This is a genomic window from Nonomuraea antimicrobica, assembly GCF_039536965.1.
Classification (GTDB): Bacteria; Actinomycetota; Actinomycetes; order Streptosporangiales; family Streptosporangiaceae; genus Nonomuraea; species Nonomuraea antimicrobica.
Genome location: NZ_BAAAZP010000060.1, coordinates 11,630 through 33,831, shown reverse-complemented (window position 1 = coordinate 33,831; position 22,202 = coordinate 11,630). Strand labels below are relative to the sequence as shown.

Here is a 22,202-nt window from a genome sequence, read left to right as displayed (position 1 = left end):
ACTATCCGGGCCGTTCTTGAAACGGCCGGACCGAAGTTGACGGGATCCCGTCTGATCATCGCGATCAGGCGGGATCTTGTCGTTTCAGGTGTCCTGTCGCAGCGAAAAGTGAGCATTGTCATCGAAGGTTGATGACGACTACGGTGTCTCACCGAAGGTTGAGTGACTGCTGGAGCTTGATGTCCGTTGAGCCTCGCCGACAGCGCGTTTGAGGTTTGGTACGTCGCAGAGGGCCGCGGGTTGTGCGGTGTCCCGTTAGATGAGGCGGGTTGCAGTGCGCGGGTTGGGTTCACAGGTTGGCGGGAGGCCGTCCGCACGTGGAGCAGTGCTCGCCGACCGGGGCTGGAGACGTGATCGAGAAGCGATCGCATGCGTTGACCGCGACCATGGTGGCGAGCTGGCTCGTGGTCGTGACTGGACGGTATCTGCTGTGGCTGGAGTACTACGATCGGATCATCGAGCAGCTGATCCTTGGGATCGCGTTCGTCGTGGCCGTGCTTTCCACGTCGTGGTGGGCGCAGAGACTCATACGCCGACGTGGTGACATCCGCGGTTACGGCGCGACCGGCGCGGCGGTCGTTCTGTGTGCCGCCGTTGTGCTGCTGCCCTGGAACGGGATCTTCGGGCGTACGTGGTTCGCGGTCCATCACGGCAAGTTCACCGCGCTGGCCCAGCTGGCCGAGGACAGGAAGCTGTCGGCGGACATGCCTTCGGGTGGCTGGGTGCATCTGCCTGATGAATTCGATGTCCTGCATTTTGATCATCTCAGTACGCAGGATGTGCCGATCGAGCTTTATCCCGGACGTGTTCTCATGATGGGACTGTCGAACGAGGAAGTGTCAGAGAACATGTTCCTCTACATCTATGACCGGCCTGAGGCCGCGTGGGTAAGTCCCTGTGATCTCACCGCGACCACGTTCGACGATTACTGGTGGTGCAGCCGGCTGGGTGACGGCTGGTGGTGGCTGGCGCGCAAGTCGAACTATCCAAACGTGGGACGAATAGGCGCGCGAGGTTGAGCGGGGCCGGTATCGCATACCACCGCCGTGACCACGGCGCTGAGCCCTGGCAGTGCCCCAGGGGCGTGATGCCTCCGTGTCATGGTCAGCGGAGACTCATCTCACCGACAGGAAGACCTGAACGACTGCGTTCGGATCCGTTCGAACCAAGGTGACGTGCCGCAAGTCAGCGCGTGTCCCTCCCGCCAACTTCACTCGGAAGGGACGCTTGAGTTCCCAGGAGAGACCATGGAGGAACTGGCGAGTGCGTACGGTAACCCTGTGCTCGGCGCCTTCGACCTGGACTTCTTCGATGGCGAGCGGCGGCTGCGGACCCGGTTAGGCGACGGCTGGAGCGTCCGGTTCGAGCACGGGCGGCCGGTGCGGGGGTTCCGCTGGGCCAAGGGAGGCCGGGGCTTCGCCGGCTGGCACTGGTCATCAACTACCAGCGACCATATCGGCTACGAATCATGGCTGGAGCGGGACCGGCTGATCCTGCTGGTGAGGCTCCGGTCAAGGTGCCTGGGTCACAGCTCTTCCATCCAGCCGTGCCGGAACTCCGGACGGTACTCGTCATGGCCGGCCCAGCGGGCGGCGTGCAGCCGGATCACGTTGAGGTAGAACTGGGCGGCGATCCCGGAACCCTTCCCGGCGTTGTCACCGAGCTGGGCTCGGAGCGATGCGGCCTGGTCGACGGCCTGTTCGTACAGGGTGATGGCCTGGCGGAGCACGAGGTTCGTGTCGTCGATCCCGGCGGCGGTGAGCGCGGCGCTGGTGCGGCGGCGGGCTTCGTCGAGGGTGATGCCGGCGGGGAGGCCGGGCCAGGCGGCGTTCACGGCAGCGTCGAGGGGCGAAGCCGTGTCGGCGAGGCGCTGGCGGACGAACGCGAGGAGGGTGCCGGGCTCGGTGGACTGGGCAGTAGTCATGCTTCCCGGTTTCCTTTCTCGGTCTGAGCGCGGCGGTAGCCGCGCCGCCCGCTCATGGCGGTGTCGATGGTGCTGCGCCGCCACCGCTTCACGCCGTCCTCGGCGTCGTCCGGCGGTGGGATGCGGTGGCGGGAGATGTCAGCGTCAATGGTGCCGCGCTTCAGGCCTGTGTACTCGACGATGTCCGCGATGGTGAGGAGGTCGTCGGAGCGTCCCTCGATGGGCGTCGGTTCACGGAGGAAGTGCTCGCGTACGACGGCCTCGACGGCCTGGGCGTCGTACTCGTTCCACCGGCCGCGCTTGCCGGTGGGGGCCGGCCAGGCGGGGTGCTTGGTCCAGACTTCGCGAACGGTGCGGAGTGCGCGGCCGTACTGGGCGGCGATCTCGGAGGCGATGACGCCTCGCGGGGTTACCCTGTGAGTGAACTCCTCTGGAGGTCAATCTGCGGGCCTGGCAGGGCTGCCATCTTGGGCTTCGGCCCTCCCTCCCGGGCCCTTTGACGTTGGCTGGCGGCGGACCCTGTGCGGTCCGCCGCCGTGGCAGATCGCCACTCGATCCCTTCACTCATGGCGACCTGGATCAGGTCGATTGCGATGAGGATCGAGACGGTGGCCTGGTCGAGGTGGTCCATCGCCTCACCGGGGATGGGTTCCTCTTCGATCAGACGAAGGAGACTATCCGCGCGGAACGACGCCAGCAGTGGATCTTCTTCGCTCTGGGTGTGGCCGTGTCGATTCCGGTCGGCATCATGATCAACATCCTTGTGCCTTGATCACGAGACCTGATGCGGCAAGCCAACGTTCCGATTTTTGGGATGTACCCCCCTCGCCGTTCGTGCGGTGCGGCGCGCCCGTCAGGCGGGCTCGTACGTGGCGTCGAAGATGCCGGGCTTGCACGGGCAGCGCTCGCCAGCTACGCCTGTGATGATCCAGTCGCCAGGGCAGACGTGTCCGCCTTCCAACGTGTCGATCCGCCCTTGGACGTGCATCGTCTTGCCGCAGTGCTGGCACTCGTCGGCGCTGGGCCGGTCAGGGCCCCGGAAGTGGCGGGCCACGGCCCTTCGGTGCGCTCGCATCCGCTTCGTGGACGACCCGCCCGAGTTGTTCGGGCTGTGTCGGAATGCCGACGAGACGTTAGCGTCCGAAGAACCGCGCGAGAACGGGAGCGACCGCCTTTGGATCGGCCACATGGCCCTGACCGGGAAAGACGTGACGTTCGGCCTGGGGGATGCCGATGATGATCGCCTCCGCAGCCGACTCGTACAACGGGTTTCCCTCGCCGGTGGCCACCAGTGTCGGCTGGGTGATCGCGGCGAGGCGGGCGGTCGGTGGCGGCCCGTAGCAGGCCGCGTCGTAGGCGAGCGTGTGCGCCAACGCCTCCAGCCCCGGCCAGTACGGTGAGCCCTTGGCCCCTGCGACGTCCTCCTCCGACGACCCCGCCAGGCGCATGAACAGTTCGACCGCCTCACCGCGCCGCCCAGCCGCGAGGGCCGCTGCCAACTGCTCGCGGTAACCCCGATACCGCTGCGGCGCGTCCTCGGCCGTGTCATAGGGCACGTCGTATACCGCGAGCCTGTCGATCGCGAGCCCCGCCGCCGCGGCTTCCAGCGCGAACATGCCGCCCGACGAAACCCCGTACACATGCGCCACTCCACCGGCCTCGCCAATCAGCGCCCGCAGGTCCTCGATCTCGCGCTCCACGGCGTACGTGGGGGAGTCGCCGCTCTCGCCCCTGCCGCGTCGCGCGTAGTTGTACACCGTGAAATGCTCTGCCAGCGCTGCGGCCAGCGGCGCGTTCTCCGAGCCGTCGTCGAGGCCCCCGCCCACCAGAATGACGGCCCGCCCGCTTCCCTGCCGCTCGTACGCGATCGACGTACCGTCCTTCGACGTCACACGGCCCATGCGATTCCTCCTCGTATGCGGGGCAGGAGATCGTCTCCCCCGGTAGTAGGGCGCTAGACCGCCGCGAGATCCAATCTAGCGGCTGGCGCAATTCGGCCACGACCACACGCTCTCGACTGGGCAGAGGCGACGCTTCGGCGAATGCGACTACGGGGACAAAGCCCCATCTTGCCGAGCCAGAGAGTGGTACCAAACCTCATTCGCCGGCCAACCCCTGAAGATCACCAACTTGCACCAGGACTCACCCGAATCTGGGCCCCTGAACTTACTCGCCAAACCAACGCATCTTGCCGCCTTCGCGGCGGACCGTTCGGTGGACGTCACTCTCCCACTCCGGTGGTCGTGCTGGCGGGGCGGGGCCGGTGGTCGCCGCCGCGGTATCGCAGCTCGACGCCCGCCTCCTCGAGGAGGCGATGGACGAACCCGTACGAGCGGCCGATCGACTCGGCGATCTCGCGGACGGAGCCGCCTGCGGCATACCGCCCGGCCACAGCCGCGGCTGCAGCGCGAGCTCGGCCGCAGGCACTCGCAGTGGATCACTGCTCGGGGGTGCGCGGTCACGACTTCGGCCTGCGAACCGAACAGAAGCAGCACGCGCGCCTCCACCCGCTCGGGCGGCTCCCCGACGGAGCTCGCAGCGTCAGGGCCGACCTCCCAGTCGTCGGTCACGGCGTCCACTTCCTTCCTGTAGTCCTGGTGCTCGGCGTACAGCAGGGCGAGCAGCTTCACAGGTCCAGGCCGACATGGCTGAACCCGTTGTTGTTGCGGACGTCGAGCGTGCGGGAGGCGCCGAGCGGGGTGAGCGCCACGTTGCTCTGCTTATAGAAGAACGTGCTGTTCGACACCAGCAGCTCCATCAGCCCGTTCCCCCGGTCGTTGTCGAGGCCGGGCGGGTAGGCGCGCCAGGTGAGCTCGGACTGCGCCTGCGAGGCGTCGAGGCTCGGGTTCGCCCGGAACAGCAGCGCGGCCGCGCCCGTGACGTGCGCGGCGGCGACGGAGGTGCCGGCGAGCCTGCGCGTGCCGGTCCCGCCGGTGAACGTGCTCACGCCGGTGTAGCTCGGCAGGTCCGGCTTGCGCCGGCCGTCGATCGTCGGCCTGCGGCTGCCCGGCCGATTGAGCGCGACGATCAGGGGAGTGGCGCCGTGGCGAGGTGGTCGTGCAGGACGGCGTGACGAAACTGGTAGACCGGGCCGACCGCCCGGAGCAGACCCAACCGGTGGGCATCATCGAGAAACGGCATGATCTGCCAAGGCAGTTGTCGCGTGAGAGCGATCCGGCCGCTCGCGACGGTACAGGCAAGCCATGCACGATGCTCGCCTACCAGAAGTCCGAACAAGAGCCCTGTCACGACTCCGACCGTGAGACCGGTCACGAGCCCGGTCAGCAGCACTCCGGCTACGAGCCCGGCCGTGAGACCGACCGGGAGCCCGATCGTGAGCATGCGCAGAAGGGTGAGGGCCTGGTCGGATCGCCAGCTCGAGCTGGGAGTGCTGCTCGACATGCGAGCGGGATGCTCTGCCCACTCCACCAGCCCGAGCATGATGCCGAACACGAGCACGAACGTGAGCCCGAGCACCAGCGTGACTGCGAGCCCGATGGCAAGGGTCGCTTCAGGCGCGATCGTGGGCGCGCTTGCCAGGAACACAACCGTGAGCACACCGGCCAGGAACCCGATCACGAGTCCGGTCCCGAGGATGCCCGCCATTCTTCTCCGGATGGCGCGAAGAAGGGAGCGCCCCTCACCGCGGAAACGGAGGTCGGCATGACCTGGAAGCTCATTGGCCCACGACCTGCTGCGGAGATCCGTCACAAGTCCGACGATGACCGCGACGATGAGCCCGGCCGCGAGTCCGGTCGGCAGCCCCGCCACAAGTCCGATGACGAGCCCTGCGATGAGCCCGGTCACGAGTGTGATGGTGCGCTGGGTGTGGGGGAGGGTGGCGGCGATGCGCCACCAGGCGATGTCGCGGGTCTCGTCGGGCGGAAAGGCTCGGGCAAGGTAGGTGAGATAGCGGCGGGTGGCGTCCGGATGGAGCCGGTGCCTGGGCCGGAAGTGGTCACCGGGGACGGTGCTGGGCGGCCGTGCCTTGATGAGGGTCGGAATAAGCCGGTCGAGCAGGTGGGCGCGGAGCGCGGCGGCCTCGCCGCCGAGCGGCCCGGCCAGTGGGGCGGGGTCGGCGCCCGAGGCGGCGAAGATGGTGCGGATCAGCCACAGGCCCAGCGGGGTGGCGGCCAGTTCGCTCAGACCGGCGACCGTGCGGGTCTCCAGCGCGGACAGGACTTTTCGCCAGCTCTCGGATGGGGCGGTGGGTAAGCAGGCGCGCAGGTAGTCGGCTGCGGCTTGTGGGCTGAGCTGGGCAGGGGTGATGACGGCGGCGCCCGTGAGCGGCCTGCCTGCAGACTTCACGGCGGTGGTGAACTCTGTGGTACGGCTGGTCAGGATGAGCTGATCCGCGTTGCCGAGGGATGCGTTCAGCGCGGTGATGACGTCCGCTCGGGCTTGGTCGCCGATCTCGTCCAGGCCGTCCAGAACGGGAAGGACGTGTCCGCCGGCGATCAGCGCGGCGGCGGCTTGGGGGCCGAGCTGGGGGGTGCTGTTCAGCGCCGGGTATTCCTGGGCCAGGCGTTCGGCCAGCCAGCCCTGCAGGCCGGGGTGCCTTCGCAGATCCCAGCCGGAGATCGGCAGCAGCACCGGCACCGGGACGACCTCCCCGTCCGTGGCGGCCGCTTGGTCGGCGGCGCGGGTGGCCAGCAGTCGCAGCAGCAACTGCACGGCCAGCGTGGTCTTGCCCATGCCCGAACCACCAGTGATGACCAGCCGCCGACGGGACAGAGCCCGGAAGGCGGCGGCCAGGGCGGCGATGTCGTCGCTGCGCCCGGTGAAGGCGTACCCGGCCGCGCCGCTGATCAGCCGGGGAGGGCTCATCACCGCTTCATCGGCGGTGAGCTGCCAGCGCACGGGGATGGGTTCCGGATCGCTCAGCGATCGGTGGCGGGCTTCTGCTTCCCACTGCAGGCGGACTCGGTCGGCCAGCACGTCGGCGGCCTTCTGTACATCAGGGAAGGCCGGCTCGTTGGCGGTGAGGTCGCGCCGCCTGGCCCAGACCACCACGGCCGCGATCGCCACGGCCGCGGCGATCGCCACCGCGGCCAGGTCCGCCAGGTTGACCTTGTCGTCCGGGTCCACCGCGCGCGCCACCACGGCGACCGCTCCGGACAGCGCAGCGATGGCCGGCACAGCGGCCAGGATCCGCCAGCGTGTCGGGCGTCGGCTCACCCTGACATCATCGCCGCCGCCTGGCGTCGGCCGCATCCGTCGGATGCCATCCGCGTGCGAATTGTTGCGGCTGTCAGGTGGGGCCCGATGCGGCGATCGTGGCGCCGTTGATCGTGGCGCCGGAGGGCCACGGTGACGGCGCGGCCGGTCTCAGTGGTGCCGGGCGGCTGGTTGGTCCCAGTCGACGTGGTGCTCATAGATCCATCGGCTCGGGTCATGGCCGGTGCGGGCCAGGCGTTTCAGGGCCAGGCTCATGATCAGGTCGCGGGGTATCCGGGCGATGGGACCGAGGGTTTTCCAACTGTCGGTGCGCCTGCCCTGCGCGACGACGCGTTCCACCCGGTCGCGGCGCACCTGTTCGTAGGTGGCGAAGGCGGAGGCGATGTCCGGGCTGTCGCGCAGGCATTTGGCCAGCACCACGGCGTCCTCGAGAGCCATGGCGGCCCCTTGGCCGATGGACGGGACGGTCGCGTGGGCGGCGTCCCCGATGATGATCAGGCGGTCGCGGTGCCAGTTCGGCACGGAGGGGACGTCGTAGGTGGTCCAGCCGGTGACGAGCCGATCGGTCGCCTCGATGAGGGCCAGGGCCGGGCCGTGGTCAGGCCGGAACGCCTCGACGAGTTCGGCCCGCCACTGCGGCGGCCGGATCGAGGCCAGGCCGGCGGGGGTGGGCTCGGTGGGACGCATCAGGTTCGCCGCCCACCACACCTCGCCGTCGGGGTGCGTGGTGTGGGCGAAGAACGCGCGCCTGCCGAAGATCGCGTGCATCGTGCCCGGCTCGCCGCCGGTCTGGATGCCGTGGGTGTAGCCGCCCACGTTGATCATGCCGCCGTAGCGCTCCCGGGGCGCGGCCGGGTCGATGATCTGGCGGGTGCGTGAGCGCAACCCGTCGGCGCCGATCAGCAGGCCGCCTTCGGCGGTGCTGCCGTCGGCGAACGTCGCCCGTACGCCCCTTTCGGTGCTGTCGGCGTCGGCCAGGCGTTTGCCGTACTCGATGCGCACCCCGTGCCGGACGGCCTGCTCGCGCAGGGCGCGATAGAGCTCGGCGCGCTTGACGGTACGGCTGACCGTGCCGTCCGGCAGGGCCTGGCCGTGGGGTAGCCGGCCGATCCGCTTGCCGGAGCCGCTGGTGACGGTGATGCGCGGGGTCTCGAAGCCGAGATGGGTGATGTCGAAGTCGAGGGCGCGTAAGGCGTCCAGGGCGTTGACCGCGAGTGTGAGGAAGGCGCCCACGTCGTCGGCCGGCCGGTCGTACGCCTCGTAGATCACTGCCTCGAATCCGGCCTTGTGCAGGGCGATCGCGCTCGCTGTGCCCGCGATGCCGCCACCGATGACCATCGCTGTATATGCCATATACCAAATCTATGCCATATACTTCGGTGGACCGCAAGGCGTGATCGAGCATTGGGGGCGACACATGAACGGCGACCTGCCGCCGGGGCTCCGCAGCCTCTGGGACCGGTTCGACCACCCGGAGCCGACTCCAAGACCCGGCCTGAGCGCCTCACGCATCGTGCAGGCGGCGGTGGAGGCGGCCGACGCCGAGGGCCTTGACGCCGTGTCCATGGCCAAGATCGCCGAACGGCTCGGCTACACCCCGATGTCGCTGTACCGGTACGTCAAAAGCAAGAACGAGCTGCTGCTGATGATGCTGGACGCGGTCGCGGCGCTGCCCGCCGAGCTCGACGAACCCGGCGACGACTGGCGGATGGGCCTGGAGCGCTGGTGCCGTGCCCAGTGGGAAATGCTGCGAGCCCATGCCTGGATCGTGCATCTGCCCATCACCGGGCCGCCGATCACGCCCAACCAGCTCGCCTGGACCGAGCGCGCCCTGGCGGCCCTGGCCGGCACCGGGCTCACCGAGGCCGACAAGGTCGGGGTCGTACTGCTCATCGCCAACTACATGCACGCCACCGCACGACTGGCCGCCGAACTGGGGCAGACCGCCCGCGCAGAGTCCATCGCCGCCTACAGCGCACTGCTCGGCCACCTGGTGGACGCGCGGCGCTTCCCCGCCCTGCGCACCGCGATCGACGCCGGCGCCTACGCCTACCCGAGCGACATGCCACAGCAGGAGCGGCGGCTGGACTACCGCTTCGGCCTGGCCAGGATCCTGGACGGCGTCCAAGCCCTGATCCACGCCTGCGCACCGGCCTCCTAGCAGGAACGCACCCGCCCCCACGACGTCGGCGGCCGGGAAGTGGTCAGACGGTTCACGGCGAACGCGCGGTGAGCCGGGCGCGGGAGATGCCGGCTGCGGGTAAGGCGCGAGCTCCCACCCGTCGGGTGTGCCCGCCCCGGCATCGCGTGGCAGTCCGTGGCCGCCCGGCTGTTGCTCTAATCTGGGCCCAGAACGGCAGGGGAGTGAGAGTTTCCGTGGCGCATGGTCCAGACGGTTCGGTCGCTGTAGCCTTAGACGCCGTTCTCGAACGCGTCACCTACGCCAATGAGGAGACCGGCTACACCATCGCCCGCGTGGCCACCGAGCGTACCGGCTCCGAGCTGCTCACCGTCGTCGGGCCGCTGCTCGGCGCGCAGGTCGGCGAGTCGCTGCGGCTGCAGGGCCGCTGGACCTCCCACCCCCGCTACGGCCGTCAGTTCGAGGTCTGGTCCTACACCACCGTGCTGCCGGCCACCGTCCAGGGCATCCGCCGCTACCTCGGCTCCGGCCTGATCAAGGGCATCGGCCCGAAGATGGCCGAGCGCATCGTCGACCACTTCGGCACCGGCACCCTCGACGTCATCGAGCAGCACCCCGAACGCCTGGTCGAGGTGCCCGGCCTGGGGCCCAAGCGCACCAAGATGATCGCCGCCGCCTGGGAGGAACAGAAGATCATCAAAGAGGTGATGATCTTCCTGCAGGGGGTTGGCGTGTCCACCTCCATCGCCGTGCGCATCTTCAAGCAGTACGGCGAGAACTCCATCACCGTCGTACGCACCCAGCCCTACAAACTCGCCGACGACGTGTGGGGGATCGGCTTCAAGACCGCCGACACCATCGCCCAGGCCGTCGGCATCCCCCACGACAGCCCCGAACGCGTCAAGGCCGGCCTGCGCTACACCCTGTCCCAGGCCGCCGACGACGGCCACTGCTACCTGCCCGCCCCCAACCTCGCCGCCGACGCCGTCAAGATCCTAGAGGTGGGCGCCGACCTCGTCACCACCTGCCTGGAGGAGCTCGTCACCGAGGAGGGCGTCGTACGCGAGCAGGTCCCCGCGGGCGACACCCTCGTGCCCGCCGTCTACCTGCCGCCCTTCCACCGCGCCGAGACCTCCCTGGCCGGCGGCCTGCTGAGCCTGCTCAACGGCGGCCACGACCGGCTCAAGGCGTTCGCCGACGTCGACTGGGAACGCGCCGAGACCTGGCTGCACGGCCAGACCGGCGCCGAACTGGCCGCCGAGCAGCGCCAGGCCGTCCGCCTGGCCCTGACCGAGAAGGTGGCCGTGCTGACCGGCGGGCCCGGCTGCGGCAAGAGCTTCACCGTACGCTCCATCGTGCTGCTGGCCCGCGCCAAGCGTGCCAGGGTGATCCTGGCCGCCCCCACCGGCCGCGCCGCCAAGCGCCTGGCCGAGCTGACCGGCCACGAGGCCACCACCGTGCACCGCCTGCTGCAGCTACGGCCCGGCGGCGAGGCCACCTTCGACCGCGACAACCCCCTCGACGCCGACCTCGTCGTGGTGGACGAGGCGTCCATGCTCGACCTGCTGCTGGCCAACAAACTCGTCAAGGCGGTCGCGCCCGGCGCGCACCTGCTGTTCGTCGGCGACGTCGACCAGCTTCCCTCGGTCGGCGCCGGCGAGGTGCTCAAGGACCTGCTGGCCGCCGACGACATCCCGCGCGTCCGGCTGACCCAGATCTTCCGCCAGGCGCAGGAGTCGGGCGTCGTCGTCAACGCCCACCGCGTCAACACCGGCCGCCACCCCGTCCTGGAGGGCATGAAGGACTTCTTCCTGTTCCCCTGCGAGGAGCCGGAGGAGATCGCCGCCCTCACCGTCGACGTCGTGGCCCGCCGCATCCCGCGCCGCTTCCGCCTCGACCCCCGCCGCGACGTCCAGGTCCTGGCGCCCATGCACCGCGGCGCCGCCGGCGCCGGCGCGCTCAACACCGCCCTGCAGGAGGCCCTGACCCCCGCCCGCGAGGGCATGCCGGAACGCCGCTACGGCGGCCGCGTCTTCCGCGTCGGCGACAAGGTCACCCAGTTGCGCAACAACTACGACAAGGGCGCGGCGGGGGTGTTCAACGGCACGGTCGGCATCGTCACCGACATCCGTCCCGACGAGCACAAGCTCACCGTCCTGACCGACGAGGACGAGGCCGTCGACTACGCCTTCGACGAACTCGACGAGCTGGCCCACGCCTACGCCGTCTCCATCCACCGCTCGCAGGGCAGCGAATATCCCGCCGTCGTCATTCCGCTGGCCACCAGCGCGTGGATGATGCTGCAGCGCAACCTCCTCTACACCGCGATCACCCGGGCCAAGAAGCTCGTCGTCATCGTCGGCTCGCGGCGGGCGCTGGCCCAGGCCGTACGCACCAGGGGAGCGGGACGCCGCCACACCGGCCTGACGCACCGCCTCAACCGCCACCGCCCCGCCTGACACACCCGCCCGGCCCACGGCGCACCCCCGCCGACGCCCGCCGGCGCCCGTCGCAGACCTGCGCCCGATCTGCGCCCGATCAGTAATCGAAATGTGATCGAACTCTCCCAAATGATTCCGCGTCTTACATGCAGGAGCATTAAGGTTTTTGGGGTGCCTTTTGGTGCCCTTGGGGAGAGGACGATCTTGAACGTTGCGCCCGCCTGGAGGAGACCCGCCACAGCCCTCGCGCTGCTCACGGCGGCTGCCCTGACAGCCTCATGCTCCGGCGGCGGCCCCACCGCCCAGGAGCCGGACGCGCCCGAGGCCACCATCACCGCGACCCCCCAGGCGCCCACCGTCGCCATCACCCCCACCGAGGGCACCAGCAAGGTCAACCCCGACAAGAAGGTCGTCGTCACCTCCGCGGGCGGCGCCCTCGAGGACGTCGTCGTCGAGGCCGACGGCGAACAGCTCGAGGGCAAGTACAACACCGACAAGACCCGCTGGATGTCCAAGACCGCGCTGAAGCCGTCCACCAGCTACACCGTCACCGCCCGGGCCGGCGTCACCACGAAGACCAGCACGTTCAGCACGGCCAAGGCCGAACGCGCCCTGCAGGTCGCCGACGTGACCCCCAACGCCAAGGGCGAGACCCTCGGGGTCGGCGCGCCCATCATCGTCACCTTCAACCAGCCGGTCACCAACAAGGCCACCATCGAGCGCGCCCTGCAGGTCGAGGCCGAAAAGCCGGTGGACGGCGCCTGGCGGTGGATCAACGACACCGTCGTCATCTACCGCACCGCCAAATACTGGCCCGCCCACCAGGAGGTCACCTTCACCGCCGACATCGACGGCATCAAGGGCGGCAAGGGCCTGTACGGGGTCAAGGACTACACGGCCAACCTCAAGATCGGCGCCAAGCAGATCAGCAAGGTCGACACCCGCAAGAAGATGATGTACGTCTACAAGGACGGCAAGCGCGTCCAGACCATGCGCATCAGCGCCGGCATGGCCACCACCCGCGAATACACCACCACCTCCGGCGTCCACCTCACCATGGAACGCGGCAACCCGGTCCGGATGATCTCCCCGGGCCGCGAGAAGGGCGACCCCGGCTTCTACGACGTGATGATCAACCACGCCGTGCGCATCTCCAACTCCGGCGAGTACGTCCACGCCAAGGACAACGTGTGGGCCCAGGGCGTGCGCAACGTCAGCCACGGCTGCATCAACGCCCGCCCCGACCAGGCCAAGTGGTTCTACGACAACGTCCAGCGCGGCGACGTCGTCGAAATCGTCGGCACCGACCGCGAGCTGGAGTGGAACAACGGCTGGGGCTACTGGCAGATGTCGTTCTCCCAGTGGAAGAAGGGCAGCGCCCTGGACGACGACAAGTAGCCACGCCGACCGGCACCGGCACCGGCCCTCGGTGGGTCAGACCCCGGCGGCGAGCCTGAGCAGGACGACGCCGCCGATGATCGCGGCGAACGAGCCCAGCTTGGCCGGGGTGATCCGCTCCTTGAAGATGAGCGCGCCGAGCAGGACCGTTCCGATGGAGCCGATGCCGGTCCAGACGGTGTAGCCGACGCCGACGTCCAGCGTCCTGAGCGCGAGGCTCAGGAAGAAGATGCCGCCGGCGGCCGACACCAGGGTGAAGACCGACGGCCACAGGCGGGTGAAGCCGTTGGTGGCGTTGGTGCCGAGGGCGAAGCCGATCTCGAAGATGATCGCGATCGAGAGGTAGATCCAGGCCATGACGAGGTTTCCTTTGGGGCTTGGCGGCGGAGCCGGGGCGTGTTCGGGTGGTGGGGGAGAGGCGTTCGGGAGGCGTTGGCAGGCGTTGGCAGGCGTTCAGGCTGCGGACGGCTTGTCGGCGGCGCCGGGGCCCGCAGTCAGGCGGTCGGCGAGCTTCAGCCCGAGCACGCCGCCGATGATCAGGAGGAAGGCCAGGGCCTTCCAGATGGTGATCTCCTCTCCGAAGATCACCGAGCCCAGCACGACCGTGCCGACCGAGCCGATGCCGGTCCAGACGGTGTAGCCGACGCCGACGTCCAGCGTCTTGAGCGCCAGGCTGAGGAAGAAGATGCCACCGGCCGCCGCGCCCGCCGTGAGCAGGGACGGCCAGAGCTGTGTGAAGCCCTCGGTGGCGTTGGTGGCCAGGGCGAAGACGACTTCGAAGACGGACGCGATGAGCAGATATATCCAGGCCACGAGAGAGGCCCTCCTGTTTGTATGTGTATGCAAGTAACTATCCCGCAGAATGATGCATGTACATGTATGCTGGTGTCAAGCCGGTCTCACAAGGATCGGAACGGTCGCCGAACGAGGAGGTTCCATGACCCCCGCAACCCCCACCCCGGTCCCCGCGCCGCCCGTCTCGGACACCGCCGCCGCCTGGCACCGCATGCTGCTCCTGCACGCCCGCGTGGAGAGCCACCTGGCCACCGCCTTGCAACGCGGGCACGGCATCGGCCTGTCGGAGTACCGCGCGCTCGGCCACCTGACCACGTCCGCCAACGGCGAACTGCGCATGCAGGAACTGGCCGACAAGGTCGGGCTCAACCAGAGCTCGGTGACCCGCCTGGTGGCCCGCCTGCACGCGGCGGACTTCGCCTACCGGGACCTGTGCCCCGACGACAAGCGAGGGGTCTACACGGTCGTCACCGAGACGGGCCGGGTCAAGTTCGCCGAGGCGAGCCGTACCTACGAGGAGACGCTGAGCGCAGCCCTGGCGGAGGCGGGACAGGCGGACCCGGGCCTCGCCGCCGCCCTCACGGCCCTGGGCGCGCTGCGCTGACGACCCGCCACCCTCCGGGCGCGAGCCACCCCCACACGCCACCCCCACCCACAGCACTCACGCGGAGAACCCACCCGGGCCACTCAGACGGGCCACTCAGACGGGGGCTTCGGGGCGCGCCCGTCACCGCAGCCCCGCCCGCCGCCTCGGGTATACAGTGGGAGCATGGTGCGACCACCGCTGACCCCCGAAGAGCGGCTCCGCGGCGAGCAACTCGGCCTGGTGCTGCGCGAGGCACGTGGCGAGCGCAGCATCGTCGAGGTCGCCGCCGCGGCGGGCATGTCCGCAGAGACCCTCCGCAAGATCGAGACCGGGCGCATCGCCACCCCGGCGTTCTTCACCATCGCCGCCCTGGCCGACGTCCTCGACATCTCCCTCGACCACCTCACCATCCGTTCCACCCCCGCCCCCGCTCCCTGACCGCGCGCCCAGCCCGCCGATCACGGAAAGGGCAACCGGGCGCACTCTCCGAGCACGACCACTCCCGCAACCACGCGTACCCACCTGCCGCCGACCGTGCCGCCGACGCCGATACGGCGACGACTCACGGCAGTGGCTCACGACGGCGGTTCACGACGGCGGGCGGGAGCGCAGCAGCGGGTGCGTCCGCATCGCCACCTCCAGCTCACCCGGCAACTCGTCCCGGTATCGCCCCAGCGTCGACAGGTCGCTGTGCCCCAGCACCCGCCGTACCGCGTCCATGTCCACCGCGTCGGCCAGCAGATGCGTGGCCGTGGTGTGCCGCAGCCCGTGCGGCGTCACCGACCGCCGCTGATCGGCCGCCACCCCCTGCTGCACCCGGTCGATCACCGCCTGCACGTCACCGCGCGCCAGCCGCCGCCCCCGCCACGACAGCAGCAGCGCCTTGTCGTCCACCCGCGCCCGCCCCCGCTCCAGGTACGCCTCCAGCACCCGCCCCACATCACCCGGCAACGGCACATCCCGCGTGCGCCCGCCCTTGCCGAAGATCCGCCAGTAACGCACCCCGTCGTTGGTGAAGAAATCCTCCACGTTCGCCCGCACCAGCTCCGACACCCGCGGCCCCACCGTCGCCAGCAGCAGCACGATCACCGCGTCACGCAACCCGGTACGCTGATCACGCCGCTTGGCCTCCTGCGCCGGCGCCTCCAGCAGCGCCCGCGCCGCCCCGACCAGCCCCTGCGCCTGCTCACGCGTCAGCGCCCGCCGCTCGGCCCGCAGCCCGCCCCGCTCCTTGGCCGTCACCGTCGACTGCGTCATCGGATTGACCTGCACCCACCCCACCAGCACCGCATGCTTGAACAACGCCGACACCGACCGGCGAAAACGCGCCTGCGACGACGCCGACTGCCCCGCCCCCGACACGGCGGCGGGCACCCCGGCAGACCGGCCCGCCGACCGGCCGTCGGGCCGGCGCGCGAACGCCAGCAGGATCGCGTCGACATCCACGCCGGTCAGATCGTCCAGCACCACCTGCTCACCGGCCAGCTCCACCAGCGTGGCCACGTCACGCGCGTACAGCTCCGCCGTCGAGGCCGCCAGCGCCCCCGTCAGCGTCTTGGCCCGCACCAGCTCCACATAGCGCGCCACCGCCTCCGCCACCGTCACCCGGTCGAGCTCCGCAGGCCGCACCGGCCACCCCCTCCGTCAGGTCGAAGATCCACCCACGACGGTAGCGGCCGGCACCGACAAAACCTCCTGCTAGATGTCGCGGAACGTCTCGATCCGAGCCCCCAGCGCGTTCAGCCGCTCCGCCAGGTCCTCATACCCCCGGTTGATCACGTACACGTTGCGCAGCACCGACGTGCCCTCGGCCGCCATCATCGCCAGCAGCACCACCACCGCGGGACGCAACGCCGGCGGGCACATCATCTCCGCGCTGCGCCACCGCGTCGGCCCCTCCACCAGCACCCGATGCGGATCCAGCAGCTTCACCGACGCCCCCAGCCGCGTCAGCTCCGTCAGATAGATCGCCCGGTTGTCATACACCCAGTCGTGGATCAACGTCGAACCCTGCGCCGAGGCCGCGATCGCGGCGAAGAACGGCACGTTGTCGATGTTCAGCCCCGGGAACGGCATCGGATGGATCTTGTCGATGGGGGAGACCAGCTTCGAGGGCCGGACCGTCAGGTCCACCAGCCGCGTACGCCCGTTGGCCGCCGCGTACTCCCGCCCCCGATCGTGATCCAGGCCCATCTCCTCCAGCACCGCCAGCTCGATCTCCAGGAACTCCACCGGCACCCGGCAGATCGTCAGCTCCGAGGAGGTCACCACCGCCGCCGCCAGCAGGCTCATCGCCTCGACCGGATCCTCGGAGGGGGAGTAGTCGACGTCCCGCTCGATGAACGGCAGCCCGTGCACCGTCAGCGTCGTCGTCCCCACTCCTTCCACCCGCACCCCGAGCTGCTCCAGGAAGAAGCACAGATCCTGCACCATGTAGTTGGACGAGGCGTTGCGGATCACCGTCACCCCGTCGTGCCGGGCCGCCGCCAGCAGCGCGTTCTCCGTCACGGTGTCACCGCGCTCGGTCAGCACGATCGGCCGCGACGGCGCCGCCCCCCGATCCACCCGCGCGTGGTAGAAGCCACCGGTCGCGGTGATGTCCAGCCCGAAGTGCTTCAGGGCCGACATGTGCGGCTGCACCGTACGGGTGCCCAGATCACAGCCGCCCGCGTACGGGATCTGGAACTGCTCCGTACGATGCATCAACGGCCCCAGGAACATGATCACACTCCTGGTACGGCGGGCCGCCTCGGTGTCCATCGCCTCCAGCTCCAGCCGCGCCGGAGGCACGATCTCCAGGTCGCTGCCCTCGTTGATCCACCGCGCCCGGACCCCGATCGAGGCCAGCACCTCCAGGATCCGGTACACCTCCTCGATCCGCGCCACCTTCCGCAAGATCGTGCGCCCGGAGTTCAGCAGCGACGCGCACAGCAGCGCCACACACGCGTTCTTCGACGTCTTGACATCGATGCTGCCCGACAACCGGCGACCGCCCACCACCCGAAGATGCATCGGCCCGGCATAACCCAGCGAGACGATCTCACTGTCGAGCGCCTCACCGATCCGGGCGATCATCTCAAGACTGATGTTCTGGTTGCCGCGCTCGATCCGGTTCACCGCGCTCTGGCTCGTCGCCAGCGCATCGGCGAGCTGGAGCTGTGTCCAACCGCGATGCTGACGCGCGTCACGGATCAACCGGCCGATCCGCACAAGGTAATCATCTGCCACAACAGCAGACCATATCTCACATATGAGATGCCACTGCGCCAGAGGGGTCCGACGCGCCGGACAACTCCCGATGACCCGCCAGATGCTCCGGCGTCGCCTGCGCCTTCACCTTGTGCACGAACGCCCGCCGCGCCTGCCGGAACCCGTTGCGATCATCGAACATGTCCCGGCTCATCTCCGCCAGCTCCTCGGCCCGGTAGGCGTCCAGCGGCTTACGCCGCTCGTCCACCTCACGCACCTGCCGCCGCCCCGTCAGCAACCGATCGTAGCCCGTATCGGCCGCCAGCCGCTCGGCGTACTCCAGCACCCGCCGCTCGAAGTCCAGCCGCGAACCACCCAGCGCCTTGTCCGCCAGCCCGCACTCCACCGCCTCCACCGCCCCGATCGGCAACGCCTCCTGCGTCAGCCGCCGCGCCCGCTCCGCACCCACCCGGCGCGGCAGCACATACGTCCAGTACTCACTGCCGAACAACCCCATCGTCCGATAGTGCGGATTGAGCACCACCGACTCCCGCACGATCACCCGATCGGCCCCCAGCCCCATCATCACGCCACCCGCCCCCGCGTTCCCCCCGATCGAGGTCACCACCAACTGGCTCGTGCACCCCACGATCTCCCGGCACACCGCGTTGATCGCGTTGATGTTCATCCACGCCTCCAGCTCCGGGTGACGCGCCGCATCGATCACGTTCAGATGGATGCCGTTCGAGAACACCTCCCCGCCCCGCACCACCAGCACCCGCGTGTCCTGCGCCACCGCGTACCGCAACGCCGAAGCCAGCCGACGACACTGATCGGTCGACATCGCCCCGTTGTAGAAGTCGAAGCTCACCACCCCCACACCCTCGCTGCGATCGTAGGTGATCTCGCTGTAGCCGGGCCGCTGCGGCACCTCCGCCACCAGCTCACCCAACGCCAGCGCGGCCGGCAGCTTGACCGCGCCCTCCTGCTCCACCCGCACGTGCCCCACCCACACCGTCCCGTCGCCGGTGTGCACCAGCACCGCGCCCTCACGCCGCGCCGACACCTCACCTGCCGGACCCGCAACCTCCGGCCCCCGGTACACGTCGAACACCCGCACCGGCAGGTCGAACAACCGCGCCCGCCCGCCCGGCGCCCCGTCGGCCGCCCGCACCCGCCGCAGGATCTCCTCCGTCGGCTCCTCCCACGAGAACTCCCGGTCGGCATGCCGCATCGCCCGCCGCAGCCGCCCGCGCACCTCGGGGGAGCGGTAGTCCAGCGGCTCCGGCACGAACGCCGGATCGGCCGCCCTGGCCGCCACCTCCGCCACCAGCTCCACCGCCGCGTCCGCCACCGGCCCGTTGTACAGCGCCGACTTGCGCGGCGCCTCACCCGGCAGCGGGAACGTCCGGTAGCCCCAGATCGGGCCGGCGTCCATCTCCTCCACCGCCTGCAGCGCCGTCACGCCCCACTCCGTCTCGGCGTCGGTGATCGCCCAGTCCAGCGACGACGGCCCCCGGTCCCCGGGCGGCCCCGGGTGGATGATCACCGTACGGTAGCCCCGCCACAACGCCGACGGCACCCGCTCCTTCAGGAACGGGCAGATGATCAGATCCGGCTTGACCAGCTCGGCCGCCTCCACCATCAGCTCCTCGGAGAGCGCCAGCTCCACGGCGACGTCATGACCGGCACGGCGCAACTCCAGCCAGGCACGCTGGGTGAGGCCGTTGAAGGATGAGCAGAGCAGCAGGATACGCAACGGGGGCTTCTTTCCGGGCGGGGGAGCAGACGGTATCGGGGCGGAGCACTACCGGATGGACGGCGGGCTGCCCCACACGTCACACGCATTTATGGCAGACCCATACGACCCATACATACCTTCGATGCTGACACGAATCGCCTACTACTGGTGACCGTTCACCGCAAAAACCCACCCCAACTAACCCCAATTGCCCCACTTTGCCCAAAAGATCCCACCATCACCATGCCACACCCGCCACACCAGCCGCACCCGAACGGGGGAGCGGGGGAGCGGGGGGGCGGCCCCGACGGACACCCCGGCGACAACGAACCCACCCGGCAGCGACGACCCTCTCGCCCTACCGCACCCCATCCCGCCGCCTCGGCCCACCACCGGACTCCAGCTCCCCGGTCAGAAGTGCCAGCAGGCCCGGCAGGTGACGCTCGATGTCCCGCCTGCACAACGAGACGGCACTGCCATTGCCGTGGTCACGCTGCACGATCAACCCCGCCTCACGCAACACCCGGAAGTGATGCGTACGCGTGGCCTTCTTCACCGGCAGCTCGAACGACCCACAGGCACGCTCACCGTCCCCGGGATCGGCCGCGAGCTCGGCCACCACCCGGCGGCGGGAGTCGTCGGCCAGCGCCGCGAACACCTTGCCCAGATCCATGCCCCTCCCAGGTACGACCTGCATCATACCTAACGGGGCGGCTAACGTCCCCAGGTATGAAAATCGTCATACCTGAAGCAAGCGGCACCATCGCCCTCTACGGCTTCGCCCGCCCCAAACCCGAACGCGCCGCAGAACTGGAACAACTCCTGCTGTCCTTCGTCCAGCCCACCCGAGCCGAACCAGGCTCACTGCACTACCAGGTCCACCGCGACACCACCGACCCCACCGCATTCGTCTTCTACGAACTCTGGCGCTCAGCCGACGACCTGCGCGCCCACCTCACCCGCCCCGAACTCACCCACTTCCAGCAGCACCGCATGGACTACCTGCGAGAAGACCTCGAGATCCACTGGCTCACACCACTCACCACAACCCCCTGACCCACCCCAGCCTGGACCGGGGGAGTACACCCTGACGCCGAGAAGTCCGATCGGCGCCCGGCCGGTGTCACGCTTCCCGGGCGAACGCGGCGTTGCCGATGCTCCGCGTTCGATCGACACCCTGGCGGCCGCGCATGTCAGCTCAACGGGGACAGGACAGTGACCTGGATGTTTGTCGGCGGTTTGAGCTGAGGTCGATAGAACCTTTGCCATACCAAACAGAATCCACCTTCTGTCTGGTATGACATCATTTAGTGCCTGGAGCGAGGATTGCACCGACTTCGTCCGTCTCTCGCATGCGGCACCGAATTTGAGGTCAACACCGCTGTTTCGCCGGCAACCCATTGCGCCGTGCCGACATGCGGGCATGCTTCCGAGGTGATCACGCCTCACGCTCATCAGACGGAGATTCAGGACGGCTTGGAAGCCGTTCCGCTGGAGTCTGCTCGCGAGGGCCAGGAGGAAGTACGGAGGCCAAGCCCTCCGAGGTGGCCCGGATCGACGAATCAAGAGAAGAAAAAGGCGGGCAAGGCGAAGAACCGCAAGGAGCCCGAGTCGGGCGGAGCCAGCCTGGCGTTCAATCCGGCGGAGAGAACACCGTGAATCGTATGGCGGTAGCACAGCACCCGAAACCGTAGCAGGGTGCGGTGACCGATCCGGTCGGCGATCAGGTGTCGGCGCGGTCGTCGCCGTTGCCGAAGTTCCGTCCCTCCATGGTGACGAAAGCCGTCCTTTGTAGGCGCAGGCGCTGACGTTGGTAAGCGTGTCGTTCGCGGGAGCTTGGGTCCTTCTGTCGTTGCTTGATAATGAACATTATGTCAAGTAAGGCTCCTCTGGGAGTGGGCCGGCGCCTTCAGCGGCGTCGGGGCCCTTGCGGGCTGTCGGGTCTCAACTGAGCCGACACAGTCTCAGCGGGTGGGTCAAAATGTCCCGCATGACGACTACGCCCGAGAACCATGTCAGGACCGCCCATCCGTCGCGATTCAACGACTACGACAGGATCGCCGAGGGGTACACGGCCGAGAACGAGACCAGTCTCCTGAACGCGTACTACGAGCGGCCCGCGATGCTGGAGCTCGCCGGGGATGTGTCCGGCCGGCGCATCCTCGACGCCGGTTGCGGCTCGGGTCCCCTGTTCGCCGAGCTGCGCGATCGAGGCGCCCTCGTCACCGGCATCGATGCGAGCGCCGGGATGCTGGAGCAGGCTCGACGGCGGCTGGGTGCCGACGCGGATCTGCGGGTCGCCGACCTGGCCGGCCCGCTGTCCTTCCCCGACGACGTGTTCGACGACGTCATCGCGTCCCTGGTGCTGCACTACCTGGAAGACTGGGGGCCGACGCTGGCCGAGCTGCGACGCGTGCTGAGGCCTGGCGGCCGACTCCTCGTCTCGGTCGATCATCCTTTCTCGGTCACCCTCTATCAGCACATGGCCGGTGAAAAGCCCAAGTATTTCGAGACCCGTACCCGGACCGAAGAATGGACCATGGGTGGGCAGACCGCCCAGATGAGCTTCTGGAACCGGCCGCTGCACGCGATGACCGAAGCCTTCACCACGGCGGGCTTTCGTATCAACGTCATCAGCGAACCGCCGTATGTGCCGGAAGCCCGCGAACTGTTCCCCGAGGAGTTCCGCGAGATCACCGGCACGAGGTTCGTGTGCTTCCTGTTCTTCGTTCTGGAAGCCAGCTAACGGCTCCTGGTCACGATCGGCTGTGGTGACTCAGCGTTTCAGCGGGCGATCTCGCCAACCGAAG

At 68.9% G+C, this 22,202-nt stretch carries 21 protein-coding genes and 1 pseudogene; 9 read left to right on the top strand and 13 right to left on the bottom strand.

Going from position 1 to position 22,202, the window contains the following annotated elements:
* The first annotated feature begins 350 nt into the window (after positions 1-350).
* Positions 351-1,019 carry a hypothetical protein gene (locus tag ABD844_RS16035; protein WP_344877613.1) on the top strand — a complete coding sequence of 223 codons (669 nt, stop codon included), beginning with the start codon at positions 351-353 and terminating at the stop codon, positions 1,017-1,019.
* Positions 1,020-1,525: 506 nt separating this feature from the next.
* On the opposite strand, the gene ABD844_RS16030 is transcribed toward ABD844_RS16035, so the two are convergent.
* The gene (locus ABD844_RS16030) at positions 1,526-1,924 is read right to left on the bottom strand and encodes a hypothetical protein (RefSeq protein ID WP_344877611.1); all 399 of its coding nucleotides are present in this window, start codon (positions 1,922-1,924) and stop codon (positions 1,526-1,528) included.
* A gap of 496 nt (positions 1,925-2,420) precedes the next feature.
* On the opposite strand from ABD844_RS16030, the gene ABD844_RS16025 reads away from it, so the two are divergent.
* Entirely contained in the window at positions 2,421-2,696 is a 276-nt protein-coding gene (locus tag ABD844_RS16025; protein ID WP_344877609.1) for a hypothetical protein, read from the top strand.
* Between the two features lie 81 nt (positions 2,697-2,777).
* On the opposite strand, the gene ABD844_RS16020 is transcribed toward ABD844_RS16025, so the two are convergent.
* From ABD844_RS16020 to ABD844_RS15995, 6 genes and pseudogenes are all read right to left on the bottom strand, one after another.
* Positions 2,778-2,999 carry a hypothetical protein gene (locus ABD844_RS16020; RefSeq protein WP_344877607.1) on the bottom strand — a complete coding sequence of 74 codons (222 nt, stop codon included), beginning with the start codon at positions 2,997-2,999 and terminating at the stop codon, positions 2,778-2,780.
* Between the two features lie 58 nt (positions 3,000-3,057).
* Positions 3,058-3,825, bottom strand: coding sequence for an alpha/beta fold hydrolase (locus ABD844_RS16015; protein WP_344877605.1), 768 nt, complete (start codon positions 3,823-3,825; stop codon positions 3,058-3,060).
* Positions 3,826-4,145: 320 nt separating this feature from the next.
* Positions 4,146-4,331: pseudogene (locus ABD844_RS16010) on the bottom strand (helix-turn-helix domain-containing protein); the annotation flags it as partial.
* Positions 4,332-4,550: 219 nt separating this feature from the next.
* A complete protein-coding gene (locus ABD844_RS16005; protein WP_344877655.1) occupies positions 4,551-4,952 on the bottom strand; it encodes a S8 family serine peptidase in 402 nt (133 codons plus the stop codon).
* On the bottom strand, positions 4,952-7,063 hold the full coding sequence (locus tag ABD844_RS16000; RefSeq protein ID WP_344877603.1) for an NACHT domain-containing protein: 2,112 nt from the start codon (positions 7,061-7,063) through the stop codon (positions 4,952-4,954). The genes ABD844_RS16005 and ABD844_RS16000 overlap by 1 nt, the downstream gene beginning before the upstream one ends.
* Before the next feature lie 189 nt (positions 7,064-7,252).
* Entirely contained in the window at positions 7,253-8,455 is a 1,203-nt protein-coding gene (locus ABD844_RS15995; protein ID WP_344877601.1) for an FAD-dependent oxidoreductase, read from the bottom strand.
* A gap of 64 nt (positions 8,456-8,519) precedes the next feature.
* Here ABD844_RS15995 and ABD844_RS15990 point away from each other — a divergent pair, with 64 nt between their 5' ends.
* From ABD844_RS15990 to ABD844_RS15980, 3 genes are all read left to right on the top strand, one after another.
* Complete coding sequence (locus tag ABD844_RS15990; RefSeq protein ID WP_344877599.1) at positions 8,520-9,263, top strand: TetR/AcrR family transcriptional regulator; 744 nt, start codon at positions 8,520-8,522, stop codon at positions 9,261-9,263.
* 215 nt (positions 9,264-9,478) lie between these two features.
* Positions 9,479-11,701, top strand: a complete 2,223-nt coding sequence (gene recD2, locus ABD844_RS15985) for an SF1B family DNA helicase RecD2 (protein WP_344877597.1) — start codon at positions 9,479-9,481, stop codon at positions 11,699-11,701.
* Between the two features lie 186 nt (positions 11,702-11,887).
* A complete protein-coding gene (locus ABD844_RS15980) occupies positions 11,888-13,081 on the top strand; it encodes a L,D-transpeptidase (RefSeq protein WP_344877595.1) in 1,194 nt (397 codons plus the stop codon).
* A gap of 36 nt (positions 13,082-13,117) precedes the next feature.
* On the opposite strand, the gene ABD844_RS15975 is transcribed toward ABD844_RS15980, so the two are convergent.
* The gene (locus ABD844_RS15975) at positions 13,118-13,438 is read right to left on the bottom strand and encodes a DMT family transporter (RefSeq protein ID WP_344877593.1); all 321 of its coding nucleotides are present in this window, start codon (positions 13,436-13,438) and stop codon (positions 13,118-13,120) included.
* A 96-nt stretch (positions 13,439-13,534) separates the two neighbouring features.
* Positions 13,535-13,894, bottom strand: coding sequence for a DMT family transporter (locus ABD844_RS15970; protein WP_344877591.1), 360 nt, complete (start codon positions 13,892-13,894; stop codon positions 13,535-13,537).
* A 124-nt stretch (positions 13,895-14,018) separates the two neighbouring features.
* Between ABD844_RS15970 and ABD844_RS15965 the strand changes: the two genes are divergently transcribed.
* Both ABD844_RS15965 and ABD844_RS15960 read left to right on the top strand, forming a co-directional pair.
* The gene (locus ABD844_RS15965) at positions 14,019-14,480 is read left to right on the top strand and encodes a MarR family winged helix-turn-helix transcriptional regulator (RefSeq protein ID WP_344877589.1); all 462 of its coding nucleotides are present in this window, start codon (positions 14,019-14,021) and stop codon (positions 14,478-14,480) included.
* A gap of 165 nt (positions 14,481-14,645) precedes the next feature.
* Positions 14,646-14,900: a helix-turn-helix domain-containing protein gene (locus ABD844_RS15960; RefSeq protein WP_344877587.1), complete on the top strand. Its 255-nt coding sequence runs from the start codon at positions 14,646-14,648 to the stop codon at positions 14,898-14,900.
* Positions 14,901-15,050: 150 nt separating this feature from the next.
* Here ABD844_RS15960 and ABD844_RS15955 read toward each other — a convergent pair whose 3' ends face one another.
* From ABD844_RS15955 to ABD844_RS15940, 4 genes are all read right to left on the bottom strand, one after another.
* A complete protein-coding gene (locus tag ABD844_RS15955) occupies positions 15,051-16,091 on the bottom strand; it encodes a tyrosine-type recombinase/integrase (protein ID WP_344877585.1) in 1,041 nt (346 codons plus the stop codon).
* Between the two features lie 69 nt (positions 16,092-16,160).
* The gene (locus tag ABD844_RS15950; protein WP_344877583.1) at positions 16,161-17,690 is read right to left on the bottom strand and encodes a helix-turn-helix domain-containing protein; all 1,530 of its coding nucleotides are present in this window, start codon (positions 17,688-17,690) and stop codon (positions 16,161-16,163) included.
* Positions 17,691-17,706: 16 nt separating this feature from the next.
* Positions 17,707-19,410 (bottom strand): enoyl-CoA hydratase-related protein, encoded by a 1,704-nt coding sequence (locus tag ABD844_RS15945; protein WP_344877581.1) that lies wholly within the window; start codon positions 19,408-19,410, stop codon positions 17,707-17,709.
* A gap of 340 nt (positions 19,411-19,750) precedes the next feature.
* A complete protein-coding gene (locus ABD844_RS15940) occupies positions 19,751-20,065 on the bottom strand; it encodes an ArsR/SmtB family transcription factor (RefSeq protein WP_344877579.1) in 315 nt (104 codons plus the stop codon).
* 56 nt (positions 20,066-20,121) lie between these two features.
* Between ABD844_RS15940 and ABD844_RS15935 the strand changes: the two genes are divergently transcribed.
* Positions 20,122-20,448, top strand: coding sequence for a putative quinol monooxygenase (locus tag ABD844_RS15935; RefSeq protein WP_344877577.1), 327 nt, complete (start codon positions 20,122-20,124; stop codon positions 20,446-20,448).
* 925 nt (positions 20,449-21,373) lie between these two features.
* Positions 21,374-22,138: a class I SAM-dependent methyltransferase gene (locus ABD844_RS15930; protein WP_344877575.1), complete on the top strand. Its 765-nt coding sequence runs from the start codon at positions 21,374-21,376 to the stop codon at positions 22,136-22,138.
* Positions 22,139-22,202: the final 64 nt, after the last annotated feature.

Coding starts and splice junctions, on each gene's coding strand:
- ABD844_RS16020 (WP_344877607.1), bottom strand. CDS start 2,999: ATGCGAGCGCACCGAAGGGCCGTGGCCCGCCACTTCCGGGGCCCTGAC.
- ABD844_RS15940 (WP_344877579.1), bottom strand. CDS start 20,065: ATGGATCTGGGCAAGGTGTTCGCGGCGCTGGCCGACGACTCCCGCCGC.
- ABD844_RS15965 (WP_344877589.1), top strand. CDS start 14,019: ATGACCCCCGCAACCCCCACCCCGGTCCCCGCGCCGCCCGTCTCGGAC.
- ABD844_RS15975 (WP_344877593.1), bottom strand. CDS start 13,438: ATGGCCTGGATCTACCTCTCGATCGCGATCATCTTCGAGATCGGCTTC.
- ABD844_RS15990 (WP_344877599.1), top strand. CDS start 8,520: ATGAACGGCGACCTGCCGCCGGGGCTCCGCAGCCTCTGGGACCGGTTC.
- ABD844_RS15960 (WP_344877587.1), top strand. CDS start 14,646: ATGGTGCGACCACCGCTGACCCCCGAAGAGCGGCTCCGCGGCGAGCAA.
- ABD844_RS15995 (WP_344877601.1), bottom strand. CDS start 8,455: ATGGCATATACAGCGATGGTCATCGGTGGCGGCATCGCGGGCACAGCG.
- ABD844_RS16015 (WP_344877605.1), bottom strand. CDS start 3,825: ATGGGCCGTGTGACGTCGAAGGACGGTACGTCGATCGCGTACGAGCGG.
- ABD844_RS15935 (WP_344877577.1), top strand. CDS start 20,122: ATGAAAATCGTCATACCTGAAGCAAGCGGCACCATCGCCCTCTACGGC.
- ABD844_RS15930 (WP_344877575.1), top strand. CDS start 21,374: ATGTCCCGCATGACGACTACGCCCGAGAACCATGTCAGGACCGCCCAT.
- ABD844_RS16030 (WP_344877611.1), bottom strand. CDS start 1,924: ATGACTACTGCCCAGTCCACCGAGCCCGGCACCCTCCTCGCGTTCGTC.